The 19,876-nt window shown below is 69.1% G+C and carries 20 protein-coding genes and 1 other RNA gene; 16 read left to right on the top strand and 5 right to left on the bottom strand.

All coding sequences use genetic code 11. The annotated features are described in order from the left end of the window. Positions 1-12: 12 nt before the first annotated feature. The gene (locus tag AC3RXZ_RS03635; protein ID WP_491493194.1) at positions 13-549 is read right to left on the bottom strand and encodes an NUDIX domain-containing protein; all 537 of its coding nucleotides are present in this window, start codon (positions 547-549) and stop codon (positions 13-15) included. A gap of 54 nt (positions 550-603) precedes the next feature. Between AC3RXZ_RS03635 and dapA the strand changes: the two genes are divergently transcribed. From dapA to dapF, 14 genes are all read left to right on the top strand, one after another. Continuing rightward, the gene (dapA, locus tag AC3RXZ_RS03630; protein ID WP_243225047.1) at positions 604-1,581 is read left to right on the top strand and encodes a 4-hydroxy-tetrahydrodipicolinate synthase; all 978 of its coding nucleotides are present in this window, start codon (positions 604-606) and stop codon (positions 1,579-1,581) included. Between the two features lie 69 nt (positions 1,582-1,650). After that, complete coding sequence (locus AC3RXZ_RS03625; protein ID WP_243225048.1) at positions 1,651-3,327, top strand: ribonuclease J; 1,677 nt, start codon at positions 1,651-1,653, stop codon at positions 3,325-3,327. Between the two features lie 71 nt (positions 3,328-3,398). Then, complete coding sequence (locus tag AC3RXZ_RS03620; protein ID WP_491493193.1) at positions 3,399-6,101, top strand: DNA translocase FtsK; 2,703 nt, start codon at positions 3,399-3,401, stop codon at positions 6,099-6,101. Continuing rightward, entirely contained in the window at positions 6,101-6,682 is a 582-nt protein-coding gene (gene pgsA, locus AC3RXZ_RS03615; RefSeq protein ID WP_491493192.1) for a CDP-diacylglycerol--glycerol-3-phosphate 3-phosphatidyltransferase, read from the top strand. The genes AC3RXZ_RS03620 and pgsA overlap by 1 nt, the downstream gene beginning before the upstream one ends. Further along, positions 6,679-7,161 (top strand): CinA family protein, encoded by a 483-nt coding sequence (locus tag AC3RXZ_RS03610; protein ID WP_491493191.1) that lies wholly within the window; start codon positions 6,679-6,681, stop codon positions 7,159-7,161. Before pgsA ends, AC3RXZ_RS03610 begins: the two co-directional genes overlap by 4 nt. 162 nt (positions 7,162-7,323) lie before the next feature. Next, complete coding sequence (locus tag AC3RXZ_RS03605; protein WP_243225052.1) at positions 7,324-7,632, top strand: helix-turn-helix domain-containing protein; 309 nt, start codon at positions 7,324-7,326, stop codon at positions 7,630-7,632. Positions 7,633-7,641: 9 nt separating this feature from the next. Then, complete coding sequence (locus AC3RXZ_RS03600; protein ID WP_243225053.1) at positions 7,642-7,866, top strand: DUF3046 domain-containing protein; 225 nt, start codon at positions 7,642-7,644, stop codon at positions 7,864-7,866. 284 nt (positions 7,867-8,150) lie between these two features. Beyond that, complete coding sequence (gene recA, locus AC3RXZ_RS03595) at positions 8,151-9,200, top strand: recombinase RecA (RefSeq protein WP_243225054.1); 1,050 nt, start codon at positions 8,151-8,153, stop codon at positions 9,198-9,200. A gap of 353 nt (positions 9,201-9,553) precedes the next feature. Continuing rightward, positions 9,554-10,141 carry a regulatory protein RecX gene (locus AC3RXZ_RS03590; protein ID WP_491493190.1) on the top strand — a complete coding sequence of 196 codons (588 nt, stop codon included), beginning with the start codon at positions 9,554-9,556 and terminating at the stop codon, positions 10,139-10,141. A gap of 83 nt (positions 10,142-10,224) precedes the next feature. Continuing rightward, positions 10,225-11,775 carry a tRNA (N6-isopentenyl adenosine(37)-C2)-methylthiotransferase MiaB gene (gene miaB / locus AC3RXZ_RS03585; protein ID WP_243225056.1) on the top strand — a complete coding sequence of 517 codons (1,551 nt, stop codon included), beginning with the start codon at positions 10,225-10,227 and terminating at the stop codon, positions 11,773-11,775. A gap of 118 nt (positions 11,776-11,893) precedes the next feature. Beyond that, on the top strand, positions 11,894-12,802 hold the full coding sequence (gene miaA, locus AC3RXZ_RS03580; protein ID WP_491493189.1) for a tRNA (adenosine(37)-N6)-dimethylallyltransferase MiaA: 909 nt from the start codon (positions 11,894-11,896) through the stop codon (positions 12,800-12,802). Further along, positions 12,799-13,329, top strand: coding sequence for a dihydrofolate reductase family protein (locus AC3RXZ_RS03575; RefSeq protein ID WP_491493188.1), 531 nt, complete (start codon positions 12,799-12,801; stop codon positions 13,327-13,329). The genes miaA and AC3RXZ_RS03575 overlap by 4 nt, the downstream gene beginning before the upstream one ends. Positions 13,330-13,338: 9 nt before the next feature. Then, the gene (locus AC3RXZ_RS03570; protein ID WP_491493187.1) at positions 13,339-13,800 is read left to right on the top strand and encodes an NUDIX hydrolase; all 462 of its coding nucleotides are present in this window, start codon (positions 13,339-13,341) and stop codon (positions 13,798-13,800) included. Positions 13,801-13,871: 71 nt separating this feature from the next. After that, positions 13,872-14,744, top strand: coding sequence for a diaminopimelate epimerase (dapF, locus tag AC3RXZ_RS03565; protein ID WP_491493186.1), 873 nt, complete (start codon positions 13,872-13,874; stop codon positions 14,742-14,744). Between the two features lie 42 nt (positions 14,745-14,786). Here the strand turns inward: dapF and AC3RXZ_RS03560 are convergent, their stop codons facing one another. Beyond that, positions 14,787-15,428, bottom strand: coding sequence for a class I SAM-dependent methyltransferase (locus AC3RXZ_RS03560; RefSeq protein ID WP_491493185.1), 642 nt, complete (start codon positions 15,426-15,428; stop codon positions 14,787-14,789). A 71-nt stretch (positions 15,429-15,499) separates the two neighbouring features. Between AC3RXZ_RS03560 and hflX the strand changes: the two genes are divergently transcribed. Beyond that, positions 15,500-17,011 carry a GTPase HflX gene (hflX, locus tag AC3RXZ_RS03555; RefSeq protein ID WP_491493184.1) on the top strand — a complete coding sequence of 504 codons (1,512 nt, stop codon included), beginning with the start codon at positions 15,500-15,502 and terminating at the stop codon, positions 17,009-17,011. 112 nt (positions 17,012-17,123) lie between these two features. On the opposite strand, the gene AC3RXZ_RS03550 is transcribed toward hflX, so the two are convergent. After that, positions 17,124-17,789, bottom strand: coding sequence for an SIMPL domain-containing protein (locus tag AC3RXZ_RS03550; RefSeq protein WP_491493183.1), 666 nt, complete (start codon positions 17,787-17,789; stop codon positions 17,124-17,126). 163 nt (positions 17,790-17,952) lie between these two features. Between AC3RXZ_RS03550 and ssrA the strand changes: the two genes are divergently transcribed. Continuing rightward, positions 17,953-18,322: a transfer-messenger RNA gene (gene ssrA / locus AC3RXZ_RS03545) on the top strand. 71 nt (positions 18,323-18,393) lie between these two features. On the opposite strand, the gene AC3RXZ_RS03540 is transcribed toward ssrA, so the two are convergent. Both AC3RXZ_RS03540 and AC3RXZ_RS03535 read right to left on the bottom strand, forming a co-directional pair. Beyond that, positions 18,394-18,960, bottom strand: coding sequence for an SPOR domain-containing protein (locus AC3RXZ_RS03540; RefSeq protein ID WP_491493182.1), 567 nt, complete (start codon positions 18,958-18,960; stop codon positions 18,394-18,396). A gap of 23 nt (positions 18,961-18,983) precedes the next feature. Then, the gene (locus AC3RXZ_RS03535; protein WP_491493181.1) at positions 18,984-19,784 is read right to left on the bottom strand and encodes an inositol monophosphatase family protein; all 801 of its coding nucleotides are present in this window, start codon (positions 19,782-19,784) and stop codon (positions 18,984-18,986) included. Positions 19,785-19,876: the final 92 nt, after the last annotated feature.

Genomic DNA, 19,876 nt, shown 5'->3' with positions numbered 1-19,876 from the left:
GAGCGCGCGGACTCACTGGAAGCGACCGAGACGGATGGCGGCATAGGCGATGGCCGCAACCGTCTCGCCGTCCGTGATCCGGCCGTCGGCGATCATGCGCAGGACCTCGTCGAACCGGACCCATGACACGTCGTCGATGCCCTCCTCGGCGCGGGCGTCCGCTGCGTCGGCGACGCTGAGCCCGCGCGCGAGGAACACGTGCTCCGGAGCGACCGTGACGCCGTTGAGCGCGTTCATGGTGCCGAGGGGCGTCCACTCCTCTGCCTGCAGGCCCGTCTCCTCGCGCAGTTCGCGTCGCGCCGCCGTGAGCGGGTCCTCGCCGTCGGCGCCTCCCGCAGGGACCTCGACCGAGCGTCCGGTGGTGTACCGTTCGAGCGTCACCAGGCACACCCGCTCCTCGTCGTCGACGGCGACGACGAACACGGCGGGATGGCGCATGGTGACCACGCCGTAGATGCCGGGGCCACCCGGCCCGACGACGGCGTCCTCGCGGACGGAGATCCACGGATTCTCGTACACGATGCGGGAATCCGCGGTCTGCCAGGCCATGCGGGCGAGTGTAGCCCCGCACGGGCGCGGGCGCCGAACCGATACGCTGGGACCATGACGCACTCGGGCAACCCCTTCGGACAGGTTCTCGTCGCGCTCGTCACTCCGATGACGGCCGACGGCGAAGTCGACTGGCCCGCCGTCGAGAAGCACATCGACGACGTCATCACCGCGGGTGCGGACGGTGTCGTCGTGACGGGCACGACGGGCGAGACCTCGACCCTGACGGATGCCGAGAAGCTCAAGCTCGTCGAGGTCGGCAAGTCCGTCTCCGGCGGACGCGCCAAGATCATCACCGGCGGCGGCTCCAACGAGACCGCCCACGCGATCGAGCTCTACAAGGCCAGCGAGAAGGCCGGCGCCGACGGCATCATGATCGTCACGCCGTACTACAACAAGCCGACGCAGGCCGGTATCCTGACGCATTTCCGCCTCGTGGCGGACGCGACCGACCTCCCCGTGATCCTGTACGACATCCCGGGGCGGACCGGCGTGCCGATCCGGTACGAGACGATCCTGCGGCTGGCGAAGCATCCGAACATCCTCGCGGTGAAGGACGCCAAGGGCGACTTCAGCGAGGTGAGCCGCGTGCTGAACCAGACCGACCTGATGTACTTCTCCGGCGACGACGCGAACGTGCTGCCGCACCTCGCCATCGGCGCCGCCGGCCTCATCGGCGTCACCGCGAACATCACGGCGACGCCGTACCGCACCATCGTGGACGCCGTGAACCGCGGCGACCTCGCCACCGCCACGGCCGAGCACAAGCGTCTGGAACCGCTCGTGCGCGCCGTCATGACGCATGTGCCGGGCACGGTGTCGGCCAAGTACATCCTGCACGGCCTGGGGCGGATCTCGAGCCCCCGCGTCCGGCTGCCCCTGGTGGGACCGGAGGAGTGGGAGGCCGCCCTCATCGAGGACGAGCTCGCCCTCGTGAGGGATGTCCCCGGTGCCGATTTCTCGAACTTCCGCCCCGACCGCAACGCGGCCGCCGGCGGTGCGCTGCCGAAGGTGCACGGCACGACGCGCTGAGACGACACGGGCGCGGAGCGCGCCTGACGCACGACCCGGGCGCGCGACGCGCCCGACTGAGGAGACAGCATGTCCATCCCGATCGCTGAAGCGGCACCTCTCGAGGAAGGGACCCTGCGCGTCACACCGCTCGGCGGTCTCGGCGAGGTCGGCCGCAACATGACCATCTTCGAGTACGAGGGCAAGATCCTCATCGTGGACTGCGGCGTGCTCTTCCCTGAGGAGCACCAGCCGGGCGTCGACCTGATCCTGCCCGACTTCGAGCCCATCCGCGACCGACTCGACGACATCGTGGGCGTCGTGCTCACGCACGGTCACGAGGACCACATCGGCGCGGTGCCGTATCTGCTGCGCCTGAAGAACGACATCCCGCTGATCGGTTCCGGTCTCACGCTCGCGCTCGTCGAGGCGAAGCTCAAGGAGCACCGGATCAAGGCCTTCACGCTCACCGTGCAGGAGGGTCAGCAGGAGAAGGTGGGACCGTTCGATCTCGAGTTCGTCGCCGTCAACCACTCGATCCCCGACGCCCTTGCCGTCGCGATCCGCACGCCCGCCGGCCTCGTCCTGGCCACGGGCGACTTCAAGATGGACCAGCTGCCCCTGGACGGCCGCATCACCGACCTCCGCGCCTTCTCCCGGCTGGGGGAGGAGGGGGTCGATCTGTTCCTCGTCGACTCGACCAACGCGGACGTCCCTGGGTTCACCCCGACCGAGCGCTCGATCGGGCCCGTCCTCGATCAGGTCATCGGCAAGGCGCCGCGGCGCGTCATCGTCGCGAGCTTCTCCAGCCACGTGCACCGCGTCCAGCAGGTCATCGACGCGGCCTCAGCGCACGGCCGTCGGGTGGCGTTCCTCGGGCGCAGCATGGTGCGCAACATGACGATCGCCGAGCAGCTCGGGTACCTGCAGGTCCCGGAGAACGTGCTCATCGACTACAAGAAGGCCCGTGATCTGCCCGACGACCAGATCGTCTACATGTCGACCGGATCCCAGGGCGAGCCCATGGCCGTGCTCAGCCGCATGGCGAACCTCGACCACGCCATCGAACCGGGCGACGGCGACACGGTCATCCTGGCGTCCAGCCTCATCCCCGGGAACGAGAACGCGGTCTACCGCGTGATCGACGGTCTGACCAAACTCGGCGCCAACGTCGTGCACAAGGCGAACGCGCGCGTGCACGTGTCCGGTCATGCCGCGGCCGGCGAGCTGCTGTACTGCTACAACATCCTCAAGCCGAAGAACGTCCTGCCGGTGCACGGCGAGTACCGCCACCTCATCGCGAACGCGAAGCTGGCGCAGGACACCGGGATTCCCGAGGACAACACGATCATCGCCTCGAACGGCACGATCATCGATCTGAAGGACGGCGCGGCCCGCGTCGCCGGTCAGCTCGATCTCGGCTTCGTCTACGTGGACGGATCGACGGTCGGCGAGATCACCGATGCCGATCTGAAGGATCGCCGCATCCTCGGCGAGGAGGGCTTCGTGTCCGTGATCGTCGTCGTGGATGCCGCGACCGGCCGGATCATCACCGGACCCGAGATCCACGCCCGGGGCATCGCCGAGGACGACGCCGTGTTCGAGGACGTCGTCCCGAAGATCGTGGCCGCGCTGAAGGAGGCCTCCGGCAACGGGGTGCGCGACACCCACGCGCTGTCGCAGGTCGTGCGCCGCACGATCGGCCGCTGGGTCAACCAGAAGCTGCGCCGCCGCCCGATGATCGTGCCGCTCGTGATCGAGGCGTGACACGCCCGCGATCGGCCTGAAAGCCGCGTCACTGCGGGCGGATGTCGGCCACCGGCCGTACCGTTGAGGACATGGCCAGGAGCACCACGAAGTCCGAACGCGCGTCCGAGAGCGCTTCGGCGCGCTCGAAGCGGCAGTCGGCGTCGCGGTCGTCCGCGAAGGCCGCGCCCGCACCGAAGAAGTACATCGACGACGCCGACCGGCCGCCGCTGATCGCACGTGCGTGGATCGGGCTGGCGCACGGCGTCGGCGGTCTGTTCCGCGCCTTCGGCCCGGAGACGCTCGAGAAGGACGACCGACGGGACGGGTTCCCGCTGTTCCTGCTGCTGCTGGCGTGCCTGGGTGCGGTGAACGAATGGTTCTTCATCGGCAACGAGGTCGCTCAGACCATCAGCGCGTACAGCGTGGGGTTCGCCGTCGGCCGCGAGGCGTTCCTCATGCCCGTGCTGCTCCTGCTGCTGGCCGGGTGGTTGTTCCGGCATCCGTCGTCCGTGCATGACAACGGGCGCATCGGCATCGGCTTCGCCCTGATGGTGCTGTCCATCGCGGGCATCTGCCACGTCGCGGGAGGGCGACCGCACCCCAGCGACGGACCGGCGGCGCTGAGCGCCGCGGGCGGTCTGTTCGGTTGGATGCTGGGCGAGCCGCTGGCCTTCCTGTCGCCGATCGCCGCGTACGTCGTCCTCAGCCTGCTCATCGCCCTGAGCATCCTGATCCTCACCAAGACCCCGCCGAACCGCATCGGACAGCGCCTGGGCGACCTGTACGCCTGGATGTTCGATGCCGAGAGGCCCGAGAAGCCGACCAAGGAGCTTCCGGTCGTGGATGAGGCCGACAAGTCCGACGACCCGGACGTGCTTCCCTGGTGGCGTCGCAACAAGACCGGGCGCGAGGAGGATCCGGACTCCGGCGTCGGCTCGCAGGATCTCACCGAGCTCCTGCCGGCTCAGAGCACGCCCGCCTACGATCAGGCCGTCGTCGTGGCCGACCCGCAGGATGCCGCGACCGAGGTCCTCACGGACGTCGAGGCGCTGACGGCCATGCTGTCCGAGCAGCAGACCACGGCGCTCATGGATGACACCGGGGACACCGGAGAGCTGCCCGGCCTGGACGGCTTCGGGACCGAGGGTTCGGGGGAGCGCGGCCCGCAGGCGCCCGTGGCCCCGTACCATCTGCCGCCGCAGTCCGTTCTGGCCGAGGGGCCGCCCCCCGTCGTGCGCTCCGAGGCCACCGATCGCGTGATCGAGCAGATCACGAGCGTGCTGACGCAGTTCAAGGTCGACGCCAAGGTCACAGGGTTCTCGCGCGGACCGACGGTGACGCAGTACGAGGTCGAGGTCGGTCACGGCGTCAAGGTCGAGAAGATCACCCAGCTCGCGAACAACATCGCCTACGCGGTCGCCTCCAACGATGTCCGCATCCTCTCGCCGATCCCGGGCAAGAGCGCGATCGGCATCGAGATCCCCAACGCCGACAAGGAGATGGTCGCCCTCGGCGACGTGCTCCGGTCGCCGGCGGCGCAGAAGAGCACCCACCCGATGACGATCGGCGTGGGCAAGGACGTCGGCGGTAACATCGTCGTCGCGAACCTCGCGAAGATGCCGCACCTGCTCGTGGCCGGCTCCACCGGCTCCGGAAAGTCGAGCTTCGTGAACTCGATGATCACGAGCCTGCTCATGCGCGCCAAGCCGGCCGATGTGCGGATGGTCCTCATCGACCCGAAGCGCGTGGAGCTCACCAGTTACGCCGGAGTCCCGCACCTGATCACCCCCATTATCACGAACCCGAAGAAGGCCGCCGAGGCGCTGCAGTGGGTCGTGAAGGAGATGGACATGCGCTACGACGACCTCGCGTCGTTCGGGTTCCGTCACATCGACGACTTCAACCGCGCGGTGCGCGCGGGCGAGGTGGAGGTCCCGGTCGGCAGCGAGCGCGTGCTCAAGCCCTACCCCTACCTGCTGGTCGTCGTCGACGAGCTCGCGGATCTGATGATGGTCGCCCCGCGTGACGTCGAGGATTCGATCGTCCGGATCACCCAGCTGGCGCGTGCGTCCGGCATCCACCTCGTGCTGGCCACGCAGCGTCCGAGCGTCGACGTGGTCACGGGCCTCATCAAGGCGAACGTGCCCTCGCGCCTCGCGTTCGCGGTGACGAGCGTCACCGACAGCCGCGTCATCCTGGACGCGCCGGGTGCCGACAAGCTCATCGGTCAGGGTGACGCGCTGTTCTCCCCGATGGGCTCCTCCAAGCCGTTCCGTCTGCAGGGCGCCTGGGTCAACGAGAGCGAGATCGACGCCGTCGTGAAGCACGTCACGGCGCAGGCCAGGCCCGAGTACCGCCCGGATGTCGCGGAGGCCGTGGAGGGCAAGAAGAAGGAGATCGACGAGGACATCGGCGACGACCTCGAACTGCTGCTCGCGGCGGCCGAGCTCGTGGTGTCCTCCCAGTTCGGATCGACGTCTATGCTGCAGCGCAAGCTCCGGGTCGGCTTCGCCAAGGCCGGGCGGCTCATGGATCTGCTGGAGTCCCGCGAGATCGTGGGCCCCTCCGAGGGCTCGAAGGCGCGCGACGTGCTCGTCACGGCCGAGCAGCTGCCCGCCGTGCTCGCGCGGCTGCGCGGCGATGACCCGCCCGCCCCGGCCACGGCACCGGCAGCAGCGACGCCGGCGGACGAGGCGTTCGACCCGGTCGAGGAGCAGTTCCGCGGTCTTCCGGTCGTCGAGGCCGAGGGTGACGGCGATGAGGACGCCTGGGGCCTCACGGGGCGCGACTGATGGCCATCCCCCGGCAGCTTCCCAACGCGATCACCGTCGCCCGCATCCCGCTGGCGGTCGTGTTCTTCATCCTCCTGCTGGCCGGCGGGACCTACGGCGCGAGCGATCTCGTCCTGCGCTGGATCGCGGGCGTCCTGTTCGTGCTGGCGATCTCGACGGACTGGGTCGACGGCTACCTGGCACGGCGCTACGACATCGTGAGCGACTTCGGCAAGCTCTGGGACCCGATCGCGGACAAGCTGCTGACCGGAGCCGGGTTCGTGGGTCTCGCCGTTCTCGGGGAATGGCCGTGGTGGATCGTGGTCCTGATCCTGATCCGCGAGTGGGGCATCACCGTGCACCGCTTCATGGTCGCCAGGCAGCACATCGTCGCGGCGGCGTGGCTCGGGAAGGTCAAGACGGCCTTCCAGGGCGTCGCCCTCGGCTGGTGGCTGCTGCCGCTTCACGAGCTCATCGGCATGGACTGGTGGACCGGCATCGGTGTCGTCCTGATGTACGCGACGCTCGTCCTCACGATCGTCAGCGGTGTCGACTACGTCGTGGCGCAGGTGCGCGGCGCTCGGTCGGAGGGCGGCGCATGACGGTCGCGGCGGAACTCGTGGCGGCGCTGCGCGAGCGCGGGTGGACGTTGGGCGTCGCCGAATCGCTCACGGGGGGAGCGGTCAGCTCGGCGATCGTGGCGGTCCCCGGGGCATCGTCGGTGCTCAACGGCGCGGTGGTCGCGTACGCCACTCCGGTGAAGCACTCGGTGCTCGGCGTGGACGCCGATCTGCTGGCCGAGCACGGTCCGGTGCATCCGCAGGTCGCTGAGCAGTTGGCGGACGGCGTGCGGGTGGCCGTCGCGGTCGAGGGGCGTCCGGCCGATGTCGGCATCTCGACCACCGGTATCGCGGGCCCTGCTTCGCCCGACGGCCAGCCCGTGGGGACCGTGCATGTCGGCGTGGCGACTCCGGACGGCGTGCAGTCGTTCTCGTTCCGCTTCGGCGGGGATCGCGAGGAGATCCGCCGGCAGTCCGTGGATGCCGTCATCTCCGCGGCGTTGCGGGCGGTGCAGGAATAGCGCGGGCCGCGTCGCGGTTGTCATCTATGTGTTCAACGCTCAGGATGCTGCGCTCACAACCAAACCACAGAGTGAAACGGTAGTTTTTTCCCCAGCCGGTCGGGTTAGACTGGCGATCCGCTCGACGCCGGACTCGGCGACGGGGAACGAGAGGAGGTTCCGATGATTCTTGTACGCCAGGAGATCGGCGATGTGCTGAGGGACTTCCGCCTTCAGAAGGGGCGCACGCTCCGTCAGGTGGCCAGCAAGGCCTCCGTCGCGCTCGGCTACCTCAGCGAGGTGGAGCGCGGTCAGAAGGAGGCCTCGAGCGAGATCCTCGCTTCCGTGGCCGAAGCTCTCGATGTCCCCATCTCGACCATCATGCGCGAGGTCGGCGACCGCATCTCGGTGCTCGAGGGGCTGCAGGTCTTCCCGGACGTCGTGCCGGACGATCTCGTCGCCTCGATCGAGCCCGAGCTCTCGCTGCACTGACGAGCGGCGATGCGACGAAGCGAGTTCCTCCGCGCCGTGGAGGTCGAGTTCGGCGCACGCGCGGCGACGCTGGTGAACGATCTGGTGCTCGGCGCGGTGGGGTCGAGGACGGCAGCCGAGGCGCTCGAGGCCGGTGTCCCTCCGCGGGACATCTGGCTCGCGCTGTGCGCGGAGACGGATGTGCCCGTCGAGCGCCGGCACGGCGTCGGACGCCTGGAGCCGCGCCGGCGCTGACGGCGCGGCTGGTGGTCGGGCGCTCGATCTGACGTGCGCCTTCAACGGCAAGCCGATCGGCGTGTCGTCGAAGATCCGTTCGAGGTGCGGCGTATCGTTCTGCACAAGTGGTCTTCGGCCCCGTCTTGTCCACGGTTTCCGGGTACCTGCGACGCGATGTCGGAGGTCCCGCCTACCGTGGGGGACATGGCCGAGAGCCATACGCCTTGTCGGAGAGTCAGCCCCAGCCGGGGACGGCCGCGACAGCCTACAGGCGGCAGCAGCGCGAGCAGAAGGAGCATGTCATGCCATCACCCGCAGACCGCGAGAAGGCCCTGGAATCGGCCCTCGCCCAGATCGACCGCCAGTTCGGGAAGGGCTCGGTCATGCGACTGGGCAGCGACGAGCGTGCTCCGGTCGAGATCATCCCCACCGGCTCCATCGCCCTCGACGTCGCCCTCGGCGTCGGCGGACTGCCGCGCGGCCGCATCATCGAGATCTACGGACCGGAATCCTCCGGTAAGACCACGCTGACGCTGCATGCGATCGCGAACGTCCAGCGCGCGGGCGGCATCGCCGCATTCGTCGATGCCGAGCACGCCCTCGACCCCGACTACGCCAAGAAGCTCGGCGTCGACATCGACCAGCTCCTCGTCTCCCAGCCGGACACGGGTGAGCAGGCGCTGGAGATCGCCGACATGCTGATCCGCTCCGGCGCGATCGACCTCGTCGTCATCGACTCCGTCGCGGCCCTCGTGCCCCGTGCCGAGATCGAGGGTGAGATGGGTGATTCGCACGTCGGCCTGCAGGCGCGCCTGATGTCCCAGGCGCTGCGGAAGCTCACCGGTGGCCTGAACCAGACCAAGACGACGGCGATCTTCATCAACCAGCTGCGCGAGAAGATCGGTGTGTTCTTCGGTTCTCCCGAGACGACCGCCGGTGGTAAGGCGCTGAAGTTCTACGCGTCGGTCCGTCTGGACATCCGTCGTATCGAGACCCTCAAGGACGGCGCCGAGGCGGTCGGAAACCGCACGCGCGTCAAGGTCGTCAAGAACAAGATGGCTCCGCCGTTCAAGCAGGCCGAGTTCGACATCCTGTACGGCATCGGGATCTCGCGCGAGGGGAGCCTGATCGACTTCGGCGTCGAGCATGGCATCGTGAAGAAGTCCGGCTCCTGGTACACCTACGACGGGGACCAGCTCGGTCAGGGCAAGGAGAACGCGCGCACGTTCCTCATCAACAACCCCGACATCGCGCTCGCGATCGAGACGCAGATCAAGCAGAAGCTCGGCATCGGCGGTGCCGCGGCTGCGCCTGAGGCCGCGGACGAACTCGCGCAGCGCCGTCCGGCGTGATGAACGGTGAGAACGGGGGCGAGGAGCACCTCGCCCCCGTGATCCCGCTCTTCGGAGGGTCCCGCGGGACCGCGGATACCGAGAGCGCATCCGGAGAGAACGGGCCTGGGGCACCTCGGGCGGAGGCTGAGGCGTCTGCGTCCGGCGATGCGGCGTTCCGCGCCGTGTCGCCACGGAACGAATCGTCCGGGACCTGGCGATCCACCTGGGATGACGAGGACGCGGGCCGCGACCCGAGCGATCGCCATCCGGCGCGGGGCCGACGCTCCGCCGCTCATCCGAGCGCCGGTTCCCGCGCCGGCGCTCGTCCGGATCCCTCGGGGAACGGTGCGGGGGAGCGCGCACCCGCGTCGATGACGCGCCTACGCGCCCTGCGACCGCATGAGGAGTCGGGCCGCGGCGTGCCGCCGTCGGAAGGGACCGACGAGGGCGTCCCCGATCCGGCCGAGCTCGCCGCCCAGGCGTCCGAGGCGCTGGTGCGCAAGCTGCGTGCGCGATCGATGTCGGTCGCGGAGGCGAGCACCTTCCTGCGGGGACTGCACATCACGCAGGCCCAGGTCGACGAGATCATCGACGAGTTCTGTTCGTTGCGCTACCTCGACGACGCCCTGCTCGCCGGACACCTCGTCACCGCCGGTCACGAACGGAAGGGGCAGGGGCGCGTGGCGCTGGCGCGAGTGCTGGCTCAGCGCGGCATTCCGAGAGACATCGCCGATGCCGCTCTCGAAGAGCTTCCGGACGACGATTTCGAGCGTGCTCTCGAGTTCGCGCGCACGAAACTGCGCGGGATGACCCGCCTGGATGCGGAGACGGCGAAGCGTCGACTGTCCGGTCAGCTCGCCCGGCGCGGGTATTCCGGTTCGGTGGTGTCCGCGGTGGTGCGGACGGCGATGGCGGAGCAGTCGTTCGGCCGGCCGTCCTCGGGCGTCCGATTCGACTGATCCGCCCGTGTACGGTGCGGATCTGCGTCTGCATCGCGGAGCGCACGTCCGCTCTGATCCGTCGAACGTAGAATGTGTTCATCATGACTACTCCGCGCAGCGAGCCGACGATCATCGCGCCCTCCTCCGCCGCCGTCGACGCCGACGGTCGGCAGCGCTCCTACGAAGTGCGCACCTTCGGCTGTCAGATGAACGTGCACGATTCCGAGCGGCTGTCGGGGTCTCTGGAGAGCGCCGGCTACGTGAAGGCGGCTGCCGGCGAAGAAGCCGACGTCGTCATCATCAACACGTGCGCTGTGCGCGACAATGCGGCGGGCAAGCTCTACGGAACCCTCGGGCACCTGAAGAGCCGCAAGGACAAGCACGAGGGCATGCAGATCGCCGTCGGCGGCTGCCTCGCGCAGATGGACAAGGACGCCGTGCTCGACAAGGCGCCCTGGGTCGACGTCGTCTTCGGCACGCACAACATGGGTTCGCTTCCTGGTCTGCTGGAGCGCGCCCGTCACAACGGCGATGCCGAGCTGGAGATCCTGGAGTCGCTGGAGGTCTTCCCCTCGACACTGCCCACCAAGCGCGACTCCGCGCACAGCGGCTGGGTCTCGATCTCGGTGGGCTGCAACAACACCTGCACGTTCTGCATCGTGCCGAGCCTGCGCGGCAAAGAGAAGGACCGACGCCCAGGCGACATCCTGAACGAGATCCGCCTGCTCGTGGAGGACGGCGCGATCGAGGTCACCCTGCTCGGGCAGAACGTCAACTCCTACGGCGTCGAGTTCGGCGACCGTCAGGCGTTCGGCAAGCTGCTGCGCGCCGCGGGCGAGATCGAGGGACTCGAGCGCATCCGCTTCACGAGCCCGCACCCGGCGGCGTTCACCGACGATGTGATCGCGGCGATGGCCGAGACACCGTCCGTGATGCCGCAACTGCACATGCCTCTGCAGTCGGGCAGCGACCGCATCCTCAAGGCGATGCGCCGGTCGTACCGGAGCGAGCGCTTCCTCGGCATCCTGGACCGGGTCCGCGAGCGGATCCCGAACGCGGCGATCTCGACCGACATCATCGTCGGATTCCCCGGGGAGACGGACGAGGACTTCGAGGACACGATGCGGGTCGTCGAGCAGGCGCGCTTCGCGAACGCGTTCACGTTCCAGTACTCGATCCGCGAGGGGACGCCGGCCGCGACGATGGAGGACCAGGTCCCCAAGGAGGTCGTGCAGGCCCGCTACGACCGACTGATCGCCCTGCAGGAGCGCATCTCCCTGGAGGAGAACCAGAAGCAGGTCGGCCGCGAGGTCGAGGTGCTGGTGTCGGTCGGAGAAGGCAAGAAGGATGCCGAGACGCATCGTCTCACCGGTCGCGCCGAGGACAACCGGCTCGTGCACTTCGAGGTGACCGAGGGTTCTGAGATCCCGCGTCCGGGCGACGTCGTGACCGTGACCATCACACACGGAGCACCGTTCCATCTGCTCGCGGACGATCCGACCGGGGCGCCGCTGAGGATCCGCCGTACGCGCGGCGGCGACGCGTGGGACCGCGCGCAGGCGGAGTCCTGCGCCGTGCCCGCTCCCGGCGGCTCGACGGGCTCCTCCGGTGCCGTGTCGCTCGGCCTGCCGACGCTGCGCGTCGGGGTGTGAGCACGCTGATCCTCCACCGAGACCCCGTCTTGTTCACGAGACCCCGTCCTGTTCACGCGGATACGACGGGGTTTCGTGAACACGGAGAGGTCTCGCCGCGTGAGGGAAGGATGCTCGCGTGACCGCGCGTCTCTGGGCGATCGTCGGAGCGACCGGCACGGGCAAGAGCGATCTCGCGCTCCGACTGGCGGGCGCACTGCGGGAACGCGGCAACCCCGCCGAGATCGTCAACGCGGACGCCATGCAGCTGTACCGCGGCATGGACATCGGCACGGCCAAGCTGCCGGTCGACGAGCGCCGCGGCATCCCGCACCACCTGTTCGACGTGCGCGAGGTGACGCAGGAGGCCGCCGTGGCGTGGTACCAGCCGCTGGCGCGCGGCATGATCGAGGAGATCTTCGCCCGCGGCGGGGACGCGATCCTCGTCGGGGGCTCGGGTCTGTACGTCTCGAGTGCGATCTTCGACTTCCGTTTCCCACCCCGGGATGCAGCGGTGCGCGAACGCCTGGAACGGGAGCTGGAAGAGCACGGCGCCGGCGCGCTCTTCGCCCGGCTCACGGCTCTTGATGCCGCGACCGCCGCCCGAGTGGATCCGAAGAACGGCCGCCGGATCGTGCGGGCGCTCGAAGTGCTGGAGCAGGGGGCGTCGACGCACGGGGCCGCGCTGCCGGAATCGCCGCTGCCGTGGATGCCGGACACGCGCATCCTCGGCGTGCACGTCGAGCGCCCTGAACTCGTGCAGCGCCTGGACCGTCGCGTCGAGCGGATGTGGGAGCAGGGGATGCTCGACGAGGTCGTGGCGCTGCGGGAGCGGGGACTCGAGGACGGCGTGACGGCACGCCGGGCGATCGGGTACGCCCAGGCGCTCGCGCAGCTCGCGGGGGACATGTCGCAGGGCGAGGCGATCGCCGAGACGCAGGCGCTCACGCGACGGTACGCGCGGCGCCAGGTGTCGTGGTTCAAGAGGTACCCCGGCATCGACTGGGTCTCGCCGGTGTCGGACGTCGATGCCATCCTGGGGTCATGACCACCCACTACTACACGGCCACGAGCCTGGACGGCTTCATCGCGACGCCCGATCATTCCCTCGACTGGCTTCTCAAGCAGGACATCGACGAGAACGGGCCCATGTCGTACGGCGGGTTCATCTCCGGCATCGGGGCGCTGGCGATGGGCGCGTCGACGTTCGAGTGGGTCATGCGTCATGAGAACGGCGCGTGGGGTTACGAACAGCCCACCTGGGTGTTCACGCATCGCGATCTGCCGGTTCCGGATGCCGGCGACGTGCGCCTCACCCACGCGGACGTCCGCGACGTGCACGCGCAGATGACGGAGGCCGCGGCCGGCAAGGACCTCTGGATCGTCGGCGGCGGAGACCTCGCGGGGCAGTTCGCGGACGCAGGCCTGCTCGACGAGGTCTGGGTGCAGTACGCACCCGTGACCCTCGGTGCCGGTGCACCGGTGCTGCCCCGTGCGCTGGATCTGGAGCTCCTCGACGTGGCCCGCAATCGGAACTTCCTGTGCGGGCGCTATCGGGTCGTTCGGCCCGAATAGGCTGGCGGGATGGCACACGCATTCGCGCTCATCCCCGCGTCATACGTGTTCCTCCGCCGTGGTGACGAGGTTCTGCTCCAGCTTCGCCGGAACACCGGCTACATGGACGGACACTGGGTGGCGGGAGCCGCGGGCCACGTCGAGCCCGGGGAGACGGCGAGGCAGGCGGCGGTGCGTGAAGCAGCCGAGGAGCTCGGCGTGGTCCTGCGGCCGCAGGATCTCGAGCTCGCGACGGTCATGCACCGCACGGACGGCACCGATCATCCGCGTGAGCAGCGCGTCGAGTGGTTCTGGACGGCGACCGCCTGGGACCGCGAGCCGGTGGTCCAGGAGCCGCACAAGGCCGTCGAGTTGCGCTGGTGGTCGCTGGACGCTCTTCCCGATCCCGTTCCCGACTACGAGCTGTCGGTGCTGCACGGGCTGCGAGACGGAGGGCTGCCGGTGGAGTCGACGTTCGGTTTCGTGTCGTGACGGAGGTGTGTCGTCGCCGATGGGGTAGCGGCAGATCGCCGGTTCGCGAGCACCATCAATAGACTTGCTGCATGGTCGCATTCACCAAGGGGCACGGCACGGGCAACGACTTCGTCATCATCGCCGATCCCGACGGCGAGCTCGAGCTGAGCCCCGATCAGGTCGCCGCGATCTGCGATCGCCATTTCGGCATCGGCGCCGACGGGGTGCTGCGGGTGGTCCGCTCGAACGCCATCGCCGACGGCGCCGCGTCGCTGGCGGAGGAGCCCGCGGCCGAGTGGTTCATGGACTATCGCAACGCGGACGGGTCGATCGCCGAGATGTGCGGCAACGGCATCCGCGTCTTCGCCCACTTCCTCGTGCGCGCGGGGCTGGCGACGATCGAGGCGGGATCGACGCTGCCGATCGGGACACGGGCCGGCGTGCGCGACGTGACACGGAGCGAGACCGGCTACCAGGTCGATCTCGGACGCTGGAAGCTCTCCGGCAGCGATCCGCTCGCCCGCGTGCGCGGACTCGACGTCGCTCGTCCGGGGCTCGGCATCGACGTCGGCAACCCGCATGTGGTGGTCGCGCTCGCCTCGGAGCAGGAGCTGTCGTCCCTCGAGCTCGAGTACGCGCCGATTCTCGACCCGCACCCGCCCGCAGGCGCGAACATCGAGTTCGTCGTCCCGGGGGAGCCGCTGGTGCGCGACGGCATAGGGCACGTGTCGATGCGCGTCTTCGAGCGCGGTGTCGGAGAGACGCTGAGCTGCGGCACCGGTGTCGCAGCTACCGCCCTCGCGGTGCGCTACTGGGCCGGCGACCGTGCTCCGGACAACTGGCGCGTCGAGGTGCCGGGCGGCACGCTCGGCGTCCGGATGTTCCCGGCCGAGGACGGCGAGCATGTCGCCCTCTCCGGTCCGGCGCAGCTCGTGTTCCGCGGTGAGATCGACCTGGCCTGAACGGCGATCCGCGTCAGGGGCGTCTGCGCCGTCGAGAGCGACTCAGCCGAGCGCGATCGGCTCCGTCGGGGGAGTACCGTGCCGACGCACCTTGAGCACTCGGTATCCCTTGCCCGTCGCGGCGCGGAAGACGCTGTAGCCGGGCTGGAAGGTCGCCGCGATCCAACGCTGCAGCGAGTCCGCCCCGAGATTGCGCTGCACGACCAGCCAGGCGTCGCTGCGCTCATCGAGACGGGGGATCCAGTGCTCGAGCATGTCGTGCAGGATGTCCTTGCCGACCCGGATCGGCGGATTGGACCGGATGGTGCGGAAGCTCACCTCAGCGGGAACATCCTCCGGGCGCACGGCGTTGATGTTGTCGAGACCCAGGGACTCGGCATTGCGCCGGACGAGATCCAGCGCCCGCTCATTCACATCGACGGCCCAGATCGTCGCATGCGGAGCGAGCATCGCCATGGTCAGGCTGATCGGCCCCCATCCGGCTCCGAGATCGAGATGGTTGCCGCCGGGCGGCACGGGAGGCATGTTGGCGAAGAGGACTGCAGTGCCGGCATCCAGCCGATCGGGGCTGAAGACACCCCCAGCGGTCGTCACCGTGACCGGCCGACCGGCCAGCGTCACATCGATCGTGCGCAGATTCTCGGGGCTTGCCGGGCCCGCAGTGAAGTAGTGGTCGGACCCCATAGAGGCGAGCGTACCGGACAGCGGGGGTTAAGGTTAAGGCGCTCCACGTGAGAGACAGAGAACAGGGACGGATGACGGAAACCACGAACGACAAGCGCACCGCCGAGACGCTGGACCGCGTCCTGGCGAACGCCGAGCAGCGCACGGAAGCGCATGTCTTCGGCGCCGCACAGGCGATCCAGGATGCCGCGACGGCGACGCACACCGACGCCGACGGCGCCCAATGGGACCTCGAGGACCGGCACGCCCTACGACGGGTCGTCGGCCTGTCGACGGAGCTCGAGGACGTCACCGAGGTCGAGTACCGCCAGCTGCGTCTGGAGAACGTGGTGCTCGTCGGCGTCTACCCGCAGGGGGCGCAGGACGACGCGGAGAACTCGCTGCGCGAACTCGCTGCGCTCGCGGAGACCGCCGGCGCCGCCGTGCTCGACGGCCTGCTCCAGCGCCGTCCGCATCCTGATCCCGCCACGTATCTCGGACGCGGCAAGGCGCAGGAGCTGAAGGACATCGTCGCCGCTGTCGGCGCCGACACGGTGATCGCCGACACCGAGCTCGCGCCCAGCCAACGCCGTGCGCTGGAGGACGTCGTCAAGGTCAAGGTGATCGATCGCACCACGGTGATCCTCGACATCTTCAGCCAGCACGCCAAGAGTCGCGAGGGCAAGGCGCAGGTCGAGCTCGCCCAGCTGGAGTACCTGCTTCCCCGCCTGCGCGGTTGGGGTGACTCCATGAGCCGCCAAGCCGGTGGACAGGTCGGCGCGGGTGGCGCGGGCATGGGCTCGCGCGGACCCGGTGAGACGAAGATCGAGCTCGATCGTCGCCGCATCCGTACGAAGATGGCGCAGCTGCGACGGCAGATCCGCGACTTCGCGCCCGCACGCGAGGCCAAGCGCGCCGAGCGCAAGCGCAACACGATCCCCTCGGTGGCGATCGCCGGGTACACGAATGCCGGCAAGTCCAGCCTGCTCAACGCGCTGACCAGCGCCGGCGTGCTCGTCGAGAACGCGTTGTTCGCCACCCTGGACGCGACCGTGCGCCGCACCGAGACGGCGGACGGACGCGTGTTCACGCTCACCGACACGGTCGGGTTCGTGCGCAACCTGCCGCATCAGCTCGTCGAGGCGTTCCGGTCCACGCTGGAGGAGGTCGGGGACGCGGACGTCGTGCTGCACGTCGTCGACGGATCGCACCCCGACCCGGCCGGCCAGCTGCAGACCGTCCGCGACGTCCTGGGCGACGTGGGCGTGCGCGACCTGCCGGAGATCGTCGTCTTCAACAAGGCCGATCTGATCGACGAGGACGAGCGGCTCGTGCTGCGCGGCCTCGAGCCGAGCGCGCACTTCGTCTCCTCGCGATCGGGCGAGGGCATCCCCGAGCTGCGGCAGGCCGTCGAGGAGGCGCTGCCGAAGCCCGCGGTCGAGATCCATGCGCTCGTGCCGTACGACCGGGGCGACCTGGTCGCGGCGATCCACGAGACCGGCATGCTGCTGTCCGCAGAGCACACCGAGCACGGCACGGCCGTGCACGCCCGGGTGTCCGAGCGTCTCGCGGCCGACCTCGCGCCGTTCGCGACGGTCGCCTGACCCCGCCGTCCGAGATCCGGAGCAACGCCCGGGATCCGGACGGATGGCGTTCACGTATCCGGATCTCGGGAGGATCTCCGGATCCGAGCGGCATTGCCGCCCGCGCGACGCGTCAACGCGCCGTGAAGCGCGCCTCGACGGTGGCTGAGACCACGATCTCCTCCGGCTCGTACTCCATCGCCGGGGCGGAGTCGGCTGCGGCGAACGCCGTCCCGCGCGCCTTGAAGGCCGGAGCCGCCGGTCCGGGCTGCCCGGGGGAGATGAGTCCGACGTCGGCGATCTCGCGTGGTCTGATGTCGGCGAGTCCCAGCGCTCCGGCGTAGGCCTCGGCGCGGGTGACGGCGACGCCGACGGCGGCGGTCGCGACGTTGCGTTCGATGCGGGCCCGGGTCTGCTCGGTGAGATGCCAGTTCACCCAGCCGATCTCCACGCCGTCCCACGCGGAGACATCGGAGACCCACAGCGACAACTCGGACGCCTCGCCGAACGTGGCCGTGAAATCCACCGTCGCGTAGTACACCGGGGCGAGACGCTTGCCCTCGCTGTTCCAGGGACGTTCGGCCCGCACCGCTAGGCGCTTGCTCGTCCACTCCAGGACCGTTCCGGCATCCTCTCGTTCGGCGAGTCCGGTGCGCACGGGCTCTGCCAGGGCGAGCGCGCGCTCGACCACGGCGGCGCGATCGGGTCCGTCGGTGCGGACGGATGCGTGGATCGTGGCGCGCTCGGGCGCGATCCGCGCCTCGCTCTCGCCGCGGACGGTGATCGTGACCTCGCTCATGAGCTGACTCTACGCGAGCGATGGGCGTAGAGTCCGGAAACATCGCAGCTCCAGCGGAATGGCGGATGGCGCCGAGACGTTGTAAGCTGTAACGCTCGGGTGCTTCGGCATCCGGCCTGGCAATTCCACAGAGTGACAGCGGTCCCTTCGCAAGAAGGAACTCGGGGCTGATCGGTTTCGACAGCGCCTGTGAATCCACGAGAAGCGGGCCGAGGATGCAGGGTTATCTCGTGAACGCTCCCTGCAAAACAATAAGTGCCGATGCAAAGCGCACTGACTTCGCCCTCGCTGCCTAAGCGAGCCCGATAGTCCGTCAGACCGTATGTGATTCCGATACGGATCCTGGCGTCATCTAGGAATCTCGCTGTGTGACGGCGTCTGGACGTCACATGGGACTCTTCCCAGACTGGGCCTGTCGACTTGGGTGTCTGTGACAAAGGTCGGGGCCGAGCAGAACGTCTGCACAGACTGCGCCCGGAGAAGGCGTGGAGACTCAGCGTTGGACGGGGGTTCGATTCCCCCCAGCTCCACCGAACCGCTGTCACGGAAGAAGCCCCGCCTTCCCTGCGACGTCAGGGAAGGCGGGGCTTCTTCGTGCCTGTGATCAGGTCCAGGTGATCAGCAGCAGGCTCTGCTTGGTGTCGGCGAACCGCACCCAGCCGTCGCCGAAGAGGTAGGTCATGCCGTAGCCGTTCTCATCGGTCTGGAAGGCGGACTCGGCGGGCTCGGTGAAGTACACCGCGCCGTCCTCGTTCTCCCGGACCCATCCCTGGGACAGCAGGGCGCTCTGCGCCGCCGCGGCCTGGTCCGTCGTCAGCTCGCCCCACGCGAAGAACTGCCCGTGATCGGATGCCTCTTCCCAGTTCGCCCAGGAGCAGTAGATGCCGTCCTCGACGACCAGTTCGCCGATGCGGAACTCGGATTCCTTCGCCGACCACCCGAGGTCCGTGAGACTGCTGACGTACCCGGGCGTGATGATCGTCTCGCAGGTGGGCTCGGCCTCCGGTTCCGGCGTCGTCGTCGGCTCGTCCACCACGGGCACTTCGGTCTCCACGGGGGCGGGCGGCGCCGCGGTCTCCGTCTCGACGGGTTCCGGTGTCTGGGCGCACGAAACGAGCGTCAGGGCGAGCGCGAGTGCGGCGGCTGCGGCGAGGGGGATGCGGGGGATCATCTCGGGCCTTGTCGGGTTCGGCGTCAGACGGAGGAATGCAGGAGGTCGAGGAATGCGTCGTGCAGCACTCCATTGGTGGCGAGCGTCGACAGAGCCGAGAGCGTCTCGATCCCGTCGAAGGAGGTCATGCGCCCGCCCGCCTCGCGGACGATCGGGACGGCAGCGGCGATGTCGTACTCCTTGACACCGAACTCGGCGACCATGTCGATGCGCCCCTCGGCCAGCAGCATGTACGAATAGATGTCGCCGTAGGCGCGGTCGCGCCACACGCGCGCCGCGAGCGCGACGAGGGCATCGAGCTTCCCGGCATCCGCCCACTGCGCGATGCTCTGGAAGCTGACGCTGGCGTCGTCGAGGTCGGCGACGGCGGACACAGCGAGCCGACGCGGAGCCTCGGCGGTCCCGGTCCAGGCTCCGAGTCCGGTCGCGGCCCACCAGCGGCGGCCCAGGGCAGGCATGCTCACGACGCCCACCTGAGGGACGCCGTCGACCGCGAGGGCGATCATCGTCCCCCACAGCGGCACGCCGCGCAGGAAGTTCGCGGTGCCGTCGATCGGGTCGATGATCCACTGGCGGTGCGTGTCTCCCTCGGTGCCGTATTCCTCGCCGAGGATGCCGTCGGCCGGCCGCTCCTCGGCCAGGATCTCGCGGATCGCGCGTTCGGTGGCCAGGTCGGCATCGGTCACGTGCGATCGGTCCGCCTTGCGGGAGATCTCGAGGTCGGCGGCATCGAACCGGGGCAGCGACTGCGCGTCGGCTGCTTCGGCGAGGCGTAGGGCGAGGTCGAGGTCACCCCGGAAGTCGGCAGCGGGGGAGTCGGTCACCCGTCCAGGATAGCCGTCGGAGCGGGGCGGCCCCGGGCGCGGAGGCCGTCTTCACAGGCGCTCCCCGGCGGAGCCGCCCCGATTTCGTTTGC

Source organism: Microbacterium cucumeris (assembly GCF_058349845.2).
The sequence above is the reverse complement of the archived record's forward strand: the minus strand, read 5'-3'. Positions and strand labels throughout refer to the sequence as shown.